Annotated in this window: 9 protein-coding genes; 5 read left to right on the top strand and 4 right to left on the bottom strand. The window is 43.0% G+C overall.

Annotated features, from left to right (window positions below):
* Nucleotides 1-32: 32 nt before the first annotated feature.
* Both NSS78_RS09525 and NSS78_RS09530 read left to right on the top strand, forming a co-directional pair.
* Entirely contained in the window at nucleotides 33-1,766 is a 1,734-nt protein-coding gene (locus NSS78_RS09525; RefSeq protein ID WP_327839363.1) for an ABC transporter ATP-binding protein, read from the top strand.
* Nucleotides 1,763-3,592 (top strand): ABC transporter ATP-binding protein, encoded by a 1,830-nt coding sequence (locus NSS78_RS09530; protein ID WP_212046015.1) that lies wholly within the window; start codon nucleotides 1,763-1,765, stop codon nucleotides 3,590-3,592. Before NSS78_RS09525 ends, NSS78_RS09530 begins: the two co-directional genes overlap by 4 nt.
* A gap of 47 nt (nucleotides 3,593-3,639) precedes the next feature.
* Here the strand turns inward: NSS78_RS09530 and NSS78_RS09535 are convergent, their stop codons facing one another.
* Nucleotides 3,640-4,461 (bottom strand): MerR family transcriptional regulator, encoded by an 822-nt coding sequence (locus tag NSS78_RS09535; protein ID WP_212046014.1) that lies wholly within the window; start codon nucleotides 4,459-4,461, stop codon nucleotides 3,640-3,642.
* An 86-nt stretch (nucleotides 4,462-4,547) separates the two neighbouring features.
* On the opposite strand from NSS78_RS09535, the gene NSS78_RS09540 reads away from it, so the two are divergent.
* Entirely contained in the window at nucleotides 4,548-5,114 is a 567-nt protein-coding gene (locus tag NSS78_RS09540; protein ID WP_212046013.1) for a GNAT family N-acetyltransferase, read from the top strand.
* A 61-nt stretch (nucleotides 5,115-5,175) separates the two neighbouring features.
* Here NSS78_RS09540 and NSS78_RS09545 read toward each other — a convergent pair whose 3' ends face one another.
* Genes NSS78_RS09545 through proC form a run of 3 tightly spaced genes read right to left on the bottom strand, consistent with a single transcriptional unit; the run spans nucleotide 5,176 to nucleotide 8,457 of the window.
* Nucleotides 5,176-6,444: a glutamate-5-semialdehyde dehydrogenase gene (locus tag NSS78_RS09545; RefSeq protein ID WP_212046012.1), complete on the bottom strand. Its 1,269-nt coding sequence runs from the start codon at nucleotides 6,442-6,444 to the stop codon at nucleotides 5,176-5,178.
* Between the two features lie 18 nt (nucleotides 6,445-6,462).
* Entirely contained in the window at nucleotides 6,463-7,581 is a 1,119-nt protein-coding gene (gene proB, locus NSS78_RS09550; RefSeq protein WP_050943948.1) for a glutamate 5-kinase, read from the bottom strand.
* A 30-nt stretch (nucleotides 7,582-7,611) separates the two neighbouring features.
* The gene (gene proC / locus NSS78_RS09555; protein ID WP_137055111.1) at nucleotides 7,612-8,457 is read right to left on the bottom strand and encodes a pyrroline-5-carboxylate reductase; all 846 of its coding nucleotides are present in this window, start codon (nucleotides 8,455-8,457) and stop codon (nucleotides 7,612-7,614) included.
* Nucleotides 8,458-8,880: 423 nt separating this feature from the next.
* Between proC and NSS78_RS09560 the strand changes: the two genes are divergently transcribed.
* Together NSS78_RS09560 and NSS78_RS09565 are read left to right on the top strand one after the other, a co-directional pair.
* The gene (locus tag NSS78_RS09560) at nucleotides 8,881-10,077 is read left to right on the top strand and encodes a cytochrome P450 (RefSeq protein WP_327839368.1); all 1,197 of its coding nucleotides are present in this window, start codon (nucleotides 8,881-8,883) and stop codon (nucleotides 10,075-10,077) included.
* 130 nt (nucleotides 10,078-10,207) lie between these two features.
* Complete coding sequence (locus tag NSS78_RS09565; RefSeq protein WP_322000486.1) at nucleotides 10,208-12,244, top strand: molybdopterin oxidoreductase family protein; 2,037 nt, start codon at nucleotides 10,208-10,210, stop codon at nucleotides 12,242-12,244.
* Nucleotides 12,245-12,252 lie beyond the last annotated feature (8 nt).

Raw genomic sequence — 12,252 nt, forward strand, 5'->3', positions numbered from 1 at the left:
AACAACACACTATATGGAAGAAAGGTATTCGTATGAAATCAATTTTATCGTTTTTAAAGCCGTATCGGCTGTCCGTTGTGTCCATTGTGATCCTCACCTTTTTAAGCAGTATGCTCCAGCTGTATTTACCGACGCTTACGGCAGATATCGTCGATGTCGGGATCGTCCAAGGAGATATTGCTTACATATGGAAGGTTGGCGGCTGGATGGTGGCCTGTTCTTTACTTGCCATCTTACTCACGATCTGGAAGTCCTACTTGTCATCAAAGACTGCACTTGGCTTCGGGCGTGATATGAGAAGACAGCTATTTGTGCATGTCGAACAATTTTCATTAGAAGAATTTCAAAAGATCGGAACGTCTTCCTTTATTACAAGATCAACAAATGATGTAAAACAAGTCCAAGATGTCACGATCATGATTTTACAAATGATGACGAGAGCCCCGCTTATGCTTGTCGGCGGAATTATTTTAGCTGTATCACGCGATGCTGTCCTGTCTCTCATCTTTTTAGCAGCACTTCCCCTTCTTGGCGGATTTATCTATTTGGTGTCGAGAAAAGCCATTCCGCTCTTTGGCCAGCTTCAGAAAAAAACAGACCGGCTGAATTTAATTATGCGAGAATCTCTTTCAGGCATCCGGGTCATTCGTGCTTTTAACCGAGTAGATGATGAAAAGGAGCGTTTTCAAGAAGCCAACACATCCTACAAGGATACCGGCCTTAGAGTCAATCGTTTAATGGCTTACTTGTTTCCATTTATGCTGATTATCATGAACTTCACGAATATCGGCATTGTCTGGCTAGGTGCAAACCGAATTGATGCCGGAGAGATGGAAGTAGGGAACCTCATTGCCTTTATCCAATATGCGATGATGATTTTGATGGCACTGATTATGCTGTCAATGAGCTTTATTATGGTCCCAAGAGCACAAGCATCAGCTAAACGGATGAATGAAGTGTTAAACATGGAACCGAAAATTCAAGACAATGAAGGAACGGTTCATGACCTGCGCGCGCCAGCACAATCCATTCACTTTGAGGATGTGTCATTTTATTACTCAAATGCTGAAAAACCGGCTGTTCAAGATATTACATTTGAAGCCAAAACTGGCGAAACGACAGCTATTATCGGAAGTACAGGATCAGGGAAAACCACCCTTCTCCAGCTAATGACGCGCTTTTACGAAGCAACTGAAGGCCGGATTACACTAGATGGTGTAGACATTAGAGAGCTGCCTCAGGAGAAACTAAGAGGCCAGATGGGCTATGTTTCTCAAAAAGCGGTTTTATTTAGCGGAACCATTGCCGATAATGTGCGCTTCGGCAGGCAGAATGCAAGCGATGAAGACGTCTGGCAGGCGCTGCGAACGGCGCAGGCAGAAGAATTTGTTTTGCAAAAAGATGGCGGCATCGATGCGGAAATTGACCAGGGTGGATCGAATCTATCTGGCGGTCAAAAGCAGCGTCTTTCTATTGCAAGAGCGCTAGTGAGAAAGCCGTCATTCTATCTGTTTGACGATAGTTTCTCAGCACTTGATTACAAAACAGATGCGAAGCTTCGGGCATCATTAGAAGCTGAAAAAGCGCATGCAGCCCTCATCATTGTGGCGCAAAGAATCAGCACAGTGAAGCATAGTGATAAAATCATCGTACTAGATGATGGGAAAATCGCAGGTATCGGAACACATGAACAATTACTGAAGGAGAACCTTGTCTATCAAGAGATTGTTGCATCACAGGAAGGTCAGGAGGTGGAGCGAGGATGAGTAAAAAAATGTCTTCCGGCATGGGCCATAAAGGCGGCCACCCTAGAGGACCTGTCGCAAAACCAAAGGAATTTAAGAAAACACTGCTTCGTTTGATTGGCTATTTAAAACCAAGGAAGATTCAATTGATCATTGTCTTCATTGCAGCAGTCGGTTCAACCGTCTTTAACGTCATTAGTCCAAAGCTACTCGGGGATGCCACCTCTTCCCTGTTTGACAGCTTTACACAAGGAACAGCTGTACAATTTGATGTCATTTCACGAATCTTATGGCTGCTTGTCGTGCTATACGTCGTTGCTGCTCTCTTTTCATTCGTTCAGCAATATGTCATGGCGGGTGTCTCCCAACAGACCATTGCTGAATTACGGCAAGAAGCAAATGACAAGCTCACACGTCTCCCCCTTCGGTATTTTGATAAAACAACCCACGGGGACACGCTGAGCCGTGTAATGAATGATATCGATAATATTAATACTTCGCTTCAGCAGGCACTTACCCAAGTGATTACATCTGTTATTACAGTTATTGGGATTGTCGTCATGATGCTATTGATTAGTCCGCTGCTGACCTTGCTTGTTTGTTTAACACTGCCGCTCAGCCTGTTTGCGATTCGCGGCATTACGTCATTTTCTCAAAAGCATTTTAAAGCGCAGCAAAAAGAGCTCGGGATGATCAATGGACATATTAATGAAATGTTCACAGGGCATCAGACAGTTCGTGCGTATGGCTACGAAAAGAAAGCGATCGATACATTTGATCAATTAAACGAGCAGTTGTATGAATCATCAAGGAAAGCACAGTTCATTTCTGGCTTAATGATGCCAGTGATGACGTTTATCGGGAACCTCGGCTATGTGGCAGTCAGTGTAGCCGGCGGTATTCTTGTGATTAACGGGAATATTCGTGTCGGAGATGTGCAGGCGTTTATTCAATACACGCAGCAAATGTCTCAACCGCTAGTGCAAGCATCAAGTGTCGCCAACTTGGTTCAATCAGCGATTGCTTCTGCTGAAAGGGTGTTTGAAATTCTGGATGAGAAAGAAGAAAGTCCCGAGGAAGATGCAGCGATTGATCTTGAATCACTTTCAGGCGATGTGAGCTTTGAACAAGTTCAATTCGGATATGAAAAAGACCATCCGATTATTAAAGATTTGACTTTAGATGTCAAAGAAGGTCAAACGGTTGCGATTGTCGGGCCAACAGGAGCAGGAAAAACAACCATCATCAATCTTTTAATGCGTTTCTATGAATTAGATCAAGGCTCTATCCGCATCGGCGGTGTCAAAACAACTGACCTCAGCCGTCATCAAGTACGCGACTTATTTGCGATGGTTCTTCAGGATACGTGGCTTTTTGAAGGGACGATTCACGACAATATTGCCTATGGCAGGCAGAACGTCTCAAAAGAGGATGTCATTAAAGCCGCCAAACATGCTTATGCTGATGACTTCATCCGCACGCTTCCAGACGGATATGACACACTCTTAACAGAAGATGCCGGCAACCTGTCTCAAGGTCAGCGTCAGCTGTTAACCATCGCCCGTGCGATTTTATCTGATCCAAAAATCTTAATATTAGATGAAGCGACGAGCAGTGTGGATACACGGACAGAGATGCACATTCAAAAAGCGATGAATGAATTGATGAAAGGCAGAACAAGCTTCGTCATTGCACACAGACTTTCGACGATCAAGGATGCCGACGTTATTCTAGTCATGAAAGATGGCACCATCATTGAAAAAGGAACGCACAGCGAACTCTTAAAACAAAATGGCTTCTATGCAGACTTATATATGAGCCAATTTACGGAGAATCAAGTGGGTTAAATATAAAAAAGGATAGACACGCATCCATGCGGTCTATCCTTTTTTGGTTAATCTAAACGCTTTTTCACTTTTACACTGAGTTTCGTTATATACTCTGCTTCATCTTTAGACATGAGTGAATGAAGCAAATACTCCTCAAATACATCTCCATCTAGCATCATGTCCTCTTTTTCAATTTCATCTAACAAGCGCGAATAAGCAGAATCAATCTCCTCGTATGATCCTTGATCATACATCACCGCATAAAGGCCGGCAGGTTTTTTAACTGCTTCCGGCGCTTCCATTCGGCAAAACAGCTGATCTGACTGATGATAGTGACGCTGAAGGAACTGCTCCTTTTTTAAGACAGCCCCATTTGCCGCAGCCCCTTTTATGCCAATTTCCTTTAGAAAATGTCCAACAATACGAGATATTTCTTCTACGGATGTATTCATGTCAATCGGGTTCGGTGCACTTAATACAACTGGTTCTTCTGGCAGCTCTTGAAACAAGACCTCCCCCATTTTGACAGATGATAGTTCCTGCGTCGTCTCCATGACCCGCATAAGAAAAGACTGGATATCTTGAAGTTTTTCAATCTCTTGTTTGACCTTTTCTATTTGTTCAGCTGCTAGGCTTTGGAGCCTTTCTCGGGAAGGCTCAGTGAAATATTGTTTTAACTCTTTTATCGGAAATTGCACAGCTCGAAGGGATTGAATCGCTATAAAATGATCAAATTGCTCAAGTGTATAGTATCGGTACCCATTTTCATGAACACCAGCTGGCTTAAATAAATCAATTTTATCGTAATAAAACAAGGTGTCTTTCTTTACATCAAATAGCTTGGCAAATTCTCCAGTAAAAAATGTTTTTTGCACATCATTTATCATAACTAAGGCTCCCCTCTTGACTATGGAGTTACTCCACCCTTTATGATAACATGCAGAACACCACTACGCTTGGAAAGGATAAAAACATGAACAACATCACTCAACATGAAGTGGCATTAGAACTTGCAAAAAAAGAGGAATTCCCTTTTATGAAAAATGAGCTACAGAAAGCTTTTACAGCTGGTGTGATCGACGCATTTGGCGATGCGCATGATGGACCGACTCCTCCAGGTGAAGTGATTGATGAATCTTTTCATTCGAATGAACACATCGTTTACCATATTATGCTAAATGGCGAAAAAGCAGGCGGTGTTGTCATTAAAATCAACCAAGAGACCCACCACAACTCAGTTGACTTATTATACATCTCTTCATCCTCACACGGAAAAGGCATTGGTCAGGCAGCATGGAAAGCCATCGAGGCGCAATATCCAGAAACGATTGTTTGGGAGGTTGTGACCCCGTATTTTGAAAAACGCAACATTCATTTCTATGTCAATAAGTGCGGCTTTCAAATTGTGGAATTTTATCATATGAAACATCCAGATCCGAACGCACCTCATGCAGCTGATCAAGAAACTAAGCCTTCAGCACCTGAAGAATTTGAATTTTTTAAATTTGAGAAAGTGATGAAGAAAACCTGCTCTAGCTAATAAATATCTGCATCAAAAAAACACTACCCCATGAAAAAAGGTAGTGTTTTTTATATCTCTTCTAGCTTCTAATCTGACCGTCACCCGACAGAAGCAGCTTCGTTGTCGTGAGTGCTGGAAGTCCCATCGGACCTCTTGCGTGCAGTTTTTGAGTGGAGATGCCAATTTCAGCGCCATATCCAAGTGCACCGCCGTCTGTAAAACGGGTAGATGCGTTATGATAAACCGCCGCCGCATCGACTTCGTTTAAAAACTTAAGTGCCTGCTCTTCATCCTCTGTCACGATGGCTTCTGAATGTTTTGTACCGTACTCTTCAATATGGTGGATCGCTTCCTCAATGGAATCGACTACCTTTACTGCAAGATCAAGACTTAAATACTCATCTGTCCAGTCCACTTCCTCAGCAGGAATGGCGTTTGAAAAATGAGACAGTGCTTCCTCGTCGCCATGTACGGTGACATGGTGCTCTAGCAGAGCTTCATTCAACGATGCCGCATTTTCTTTCAGCCAATCGCGATGGATGATTAGCGTCTCAAGTGCATTACATACAGCCGGACGATTCGTTTTTGCATTGATGACAATCTCAATGGCTTTTTTCACATTGGCTGTTTGATCAATAAAGACATGACAGTTTCCTGTTCCTGTTTCAAGGACAGGAATGGTAGATTGTTCAACCACGGTTTTAATTAAAGAAGCTCCGCCTCGCGGAATTAAGACATCGATCCATTCTTTTAGATGAAGCATCGCTTGAACCGATGAACGGTCTGTTTGTTCTATCAATTGCACCGCATCACGCGGAATCTTTGTTTGATCTAATGCTTCATGAATAACACTTACAATGGCTTTGTTGGAAGAAATAGCGGAGGAACCGCCTTTTAAAATCACTGCGTTGCCTGCCTTAAGGGCAAGCCCTGCTGCATCGACAGTGACGTTCGGTCTCGCTTCATAGATCATCCCGATCACGCCGAGCGGTACTCTTCGGCTTTTCACATGCAAGCCGTTTTCAAGAGTCCATTCATCCAATATTTCTCCAACAGGATCTGTTAATCTCGTCACAAGCCGCAAGCTTTCGGCAAACTCATGAATTCTTTCTTCATTTAACATTAAACGATCCAAGAGTGCCTCTGAGAAGCCCTTTTCCTTCCCGGCATCTATATCCTTTTGATTCTCTTGCAAGATGAACGTGCTATTTTGTTCTAACGCTTCTGCTAGTTTCAGCAGTGCCTCGTTTTTATCCTCTGTATGAAGTAAACCTAGTTTTTTTGAAACGTGCTTTGCTTTTTTTGCTTTTTCTTTGACCGATGTGACAACTTCAGCTGTCAGTGTCATGGAATTCCTCCCTTTTGGTTAGCAAACTGGTATCGATAAATCTAAATGACAAACAAAAGCTTCAAGATCGACGACATGAACCACTTCATCCTGCAACGAGTCACTGCTCAGTGCAAGTTCGTCAGATGGATAATTCACAATACCAAGCCCGATTTCTCTTCCATCTTGATCTAAAATGCGGACGACATCGCCTTTTTTAAACGAACCCTTTACATTGACAATGCCACCCGAATCAAGGCATTTCTCCCTATGCATGAGGTGTTCCTGCGATTTCTTTTGAACAACAATCTCGCCTTTTGGTCCAGAATGAAAGGCAATCCACTGCTTCTTGTAATTCAGCGGTGCTAAATTTTCATCAGCGGTAAAATAAGTGCCGTCCTCTGTTCCATTAATGGCTTTGTCTAAAATGTGAGGCGTATCCGCTTTGCCTAAAAAGCCGTTAATGCCAGCTGCCATTGAAATTTTAAACGCATCGAGCTTTGATTTCATTCCGCCTGTGCCCACACTGCTCCCTGCATCTCCAGCTGCTGCTTCGATGTCTTCTGTGATGTCTGTGACTTCAAGAATTCTTTTCGCATTCGGATTTGTATGCGGGTTCTCTTCATACAAGCCATCAATATCAGATAAAATGGCAAGGAAATCCGCGTCAATGAGGCCAGCTACTTTTGCAGACAATGTATCGTTATCTCCAAACTTCAAGCGGTTAATCGTCACTGTATCATTTTCATTGATAATCGGAATGATGCCTCGATCTAATAACACATTCATCGTGTTGCGCACATTTTGATAGCGCGTTTCATCTGAAAAATCACTTCTTGTGATTAAAAGCTGTGAGGCAATATAACCGTGTGATAAAAATAAAGTAGAATATGATTCCATTAAAAGGCCTTGCCCAATTGAGGCAGATGCCTGTTTTTCCGGCAGTGTTTTGGGTCTATCGATAAATCCTAGTTTTCGGTAACCAGCTGCAACCGCACCAGATGAAACCAAAATGACTTCGTGTCCTTCATCTTTGAGTTTCACAATTTGATTGACGAGGTTTTCTAGTTTTTTCAAACTAATCTCCCCTTGAAAGCTAGTAAGAGAGCTGCTTCCGATTTTTACAACAATTCGTTTTCTCTCTTTATCTGCGTACACCTTATCACTCCTGTACCTGAGCTCTATTTATTATATAGATACTTTTTGTTTTTGCTGTTTGCTGATCTCTTTTGATCGATTGGCAGCATGTTTGACGGCCTGCTTGATTGCTTCTCCTCCGCCAAAATCATCTAATGCATTCAGTCCTGCAGCTGTTGTTCCATTTGGTGACGTAATTTTCTCTCTCAGAGTAGAAGGGTCTTCCTCTGTTTCTTGCAGCATTTTCGCAGCACCGAGAAGTGTCTGCGCGCCAATTTGGCGAGACAATTCCTTAGATAAACCGGCTTCTTCTCCTGCTTCTTCGATTCTTTCCATTAAGAAATAAAAATAGGCTGGTCCGCTTCCGGCAATTCCAGTGAAAATATCCATTTGCTCTTCCTGAATGGTATACACTTCGCCCATTTCAGATAAAAGAGCCTGACTCATGCTGATATGGTCGTCTTTCACATAACGTCCCGCACATAAAGCGGTCGCTGAAGCCCCGATCGTACTTGACGTATTCGGCATGACCCTCATCACGGGCTGTCCTTCATGCAGCATATCTTCAATATACGATTGCTTCACGCCTGCAAGGACAGACATGATCAGCTGGTCTCTCCGAATATGAGGTTTTAACGATTCAAGTGCTGTTTCAGCATCCTTTGGCTTCATGGCCAGGATCAACATATCCATTTCTTCAAAAGGAAAAGAATCCATTGTGGCTGTTTGTATTCCGTAACGTGTCGTTAGTTCATTCAATCGAATTTGATTTTGTCTGTTTGTTGCGTAAATTTGGCCTAGCGGCATTTGTCCTGATCGCACAATCCCGGCAATCATTCCTTCCGCCATAGAACCTGCTCCAATGAAAGCAACTTTCTTTTGATCAATGATATTGATCCTCTCCCTTGTTCGCTTTTTGTTCGTGTTTTTCGCACGTTAGTTATCGTAACATGATGAGAAATCGTGTCAAGAAAGAGCCAGCGCTTTTCAAAAGTCCCGAATACGCGTTCAACCGCTTGCTGTATGTATACTGACTGCGCTTTTGCAAAACAACATTTTAGACCAAAAGTACTATTCGTATTTGCATCATAGTACCCTTTCGTTCGACTGAATTCCCCATTTTATTTTTGGTTTCGGTGACTTCAATTCTATTTTTTAGAAAGCGCTATCATTTTTAATGACTTTCTATTTTCCTATACGATGAATGTGCTTGAATCTTCCGAATAGACTATTGACATATTTTAGAAAACATGTCCGTTGAAATGATATTTTACGGGTGATACCGTGAAAGGGAAACTAAGTGAAAAAGGAGCGTTCATAATGAAAGTGAAAGAAAACTATATCAATGTCATTCCAATGAAAGAAATCCGTTCGACCGATGACCTTCTTTTCCCATTCCCTATTTACAATGAGCTACGTGCCCAGAGTGATATTAGATATGATGAAACAAGAAAGTGCTGGGATCTCTTTCGATATGCGGATATCCAGTCTGTTCTGAAGCAGCCAAAAGTGTTCTCATCACAGCGAGGAAGAAGCACAACGAAAACGAGTATTTTAACGATGGACCCGCCAAAGCATACAAAAATGAGAGCACTCGTCAATAAAGCATTCACGCCAAAAGCGATTAAACAATTAGAAGATAACATTAAAGACCTGACACATGACCTGCTGCAACAAGTCAAGGATCAGCGTACGTTTGATATCGTGGAAGATCTAGCAGCTCCCCTGCCTGTCATGATCATTGCTGAGCTTCTCGGCGCAGAGGTAAAGGATAGAGCGTTCATTAAGAAACATTCTGATGCCCTAGTAGCAGGTGCAAAGGATGAATCAAAAGAAGCCATTCAAGCAGTAGTGGATATGCAGAAACGCGCAGAAGAAGAGCTGTCCACTTATTTTGCTCACTTGATCCAAAAACGAAAAGAATCCCCTGCTGATGACCTGATCTCACTTCTTATTCAAGCAGAAATCGATGGTGAGCGTTTAACCGAGAATGAACTACTTGGTTTTTGCATTCTATTACTTGTTGCTGGTAATGAGACAACGACCAATTTGATTACAAATGCAGTAAGACTGCTAACAGAGCAGCCGCATATCGCCGAAGCAGTACGGCAAGACCCCTCTCTTATTCCTCAATTGACCGAGGAAACGCTACGCTATTATCCGCCTGTTCAAGCCATTGGGCGAATCGCGGCCGAGGATGTTGAGATTGCAGACTCGAAAATTAAAAAAGGAGACTATCTCATTAGCTGGGTTGCTTCAGCAAATCGTGATGAACAGAAATTTGACGATCCGGATACGTTCCGTCTTGACCGGAAATCAAACCCGCATATGAGCTTTGGCTTTGGCATCCATTTTTGTCTCGGTGCACCGCTTGCCCGCCTTGAGAGCAACATTGCCCTTGAGATTTTACTCCAGACGTTTCAAGACATCACCTGTGCGGCAGATCAGCTAAAACCTATTCAAAGCACATTTGTTTTTGGGGTAAAAGAATTTCCTGTACAGGTCACCCGTTTTTAAAAGTCCCTTTTGAGGGGCTTTTTTTCATTTTCTTCAATTCATCATCTCTTTCTTACCTTCCACCTCCGAACATGCTAAAATAAAGTCCATATAAAGTGATAACGGATTTCAGAAAAGGAGCCAAAAATTCATGACCGATTATACAGCAATGAAAGACGGAATATTCAAATCAGTTTGTTCGTTAGATTGCCCGGATCAGTGCGGTCTTTTGATACATAAAGAAAATGGAAAGATCGTAAAAGTGCAGGGAGATCCAGACCACCCCGTCACCCAAGGCAACATATGTAATAAAGTGCGGAATGTCACAGCCCGTTTATATGATGAAAAGCGACTGACCACTCCTTTGAAGCGTGTTGGCCGCAAAGGCGATGGACAATTTGCTCCGATTACGTGGGAAGAAGCCATTGAAACCATTCGGCAAAAATGGACAAAACTGATTGAAGAAAAAGGTCCAGAAAGTATTCTGCCTTACAGCTTTTATGGGAATATGGGCAATCTGAATGCAGAAGGCATGGACCGCCGCTTTTTCTATCGTCTTGGTTCAAGTCAATTAGACCGGACCATCTGTCAGTCAGCAGGAACGACTGGCTATAAATATACAATGGGTGCAAGCATTGGGACAGATCCAGAAGAGACCATTCATACGAAACTATTCATCTTTTGGGGCATCAATGCCGTGTCGACCAATATGCACCAAATCACCCTCGCACAAAAAGCGCGAAAGCAAGGAGCAAAGATTGTCGTGATTGATGTACACAAGAACCAAACCGGACGGATGGCAGATTGGTTCATTCCGCTTCGACCTGGAACTGACAGTGCCCTTGCCCTTGGCATCATGCATGTTCTTTTTAAAGAAGGACTAACAGATGAAGCCTTTTTAGAAACTTATACAACCGGTCATAAGGAGCTGCGTGAGCATGTGAAGCAGTATGATCCAGACACTGTTGAGGGCATCACGGGGGTTTCTAAAGAGGACATCCTTACACTTGCAAGAATGTACGCAGAAACATCGCCGTCTCTCATTCGCATTGGTAATGGTTTGCAGCACCATGATAATGGCGGAATGAGTATTCGAACCATTTCCTGCCTCCCTGCCCTGACTGGTCAGTGGCTCCACAAGGGCGGCGGTGCGATGAAATCAAACTCTTCTTTTCTCAGCTATAATGAAACAGCTCTTCAGCGGCCGGATTTATTAAAGGAACGCACGCCAAGATCATTTAATATGAATCAGCTAGGCAGTGTGCTGACGAATGCAGCGCCTTCCATTGATTCACTCTTTGTCTACTCGTGCAACCCAGCTGTTGTGACGCCTGAAGCGAATAAAGTAAGAGAAGGTTTGCTGAGAGATGACTTATTTACAGTCGTTCACGACCTATTTCTAACAGAGACAGCTAAGTATGCAGATATTGTCCTGCCGGCCACATCCGCCTTTGAAAATGAGGATTTCTATACATCATACTGGCACCATTATATTCAAATTCAAGAGCCAGTGATTGAACGCTATGGAGAAAGCAAATCCAATACAGAAGTGTTTCGCTTGTTAGCCCATGCGATGGGCTTTGAAGATGAAGCCTTCCGCGAGACAGATGCGGAACTCATGGAACAAGCCCTTCATCATCCAGAAAATCCCCATTATGAGGACATTTCATACGAGGCATTAAAAGAAAAGAAATGGATCAAAGCAAAACGAGGACCTTTCCAAGACTTAAAGCTCTCTACCCCGAGCGGCAAAATTGAGCTTTATTCTGAACAAATGAAAAAAGACGGATATCCGGCGCTTCCTACCTACGTGCCCCTTTATCAGGAAAGCGAATATCCGCTTACCTTTATACCGGGACCGAATCATAATTTTCTTAACTCGACCTTCTCACTTCATGAAAAGCATCAAAAGCTTGAGAAGTTCCCGAAGCTTCACATGAATGAACAAGATGCAAAGGCAAGAAAAATTGAAGATGGTGACATGGTGCGTGTGCTCAATGACCGAGGAGAATGCGAGCTTGTCGTGTCAGTCGGTCACAATGTATTACCTGGTGTTGTGGTCAGCCAAGGATTATGGGCAGATCAAAAAGGCAAAAAGCATCTAGTTAACGGGCTAACACCTGATCGGCTGGCAGATATGGGCGGCGGTGCGACGTTCTTTTCGGGCAGAGTGGAAGTTGAAAAATGATCATAGAC

This window comes from Bacillus sp. FSL W8-0920 (genome assembly GCF_038593215.1).
Lineage (GTDB): Bacteria > Bacillota > Bacilli > Bacillales > Bacillaceae > Bacillus > Bacillus pumilus.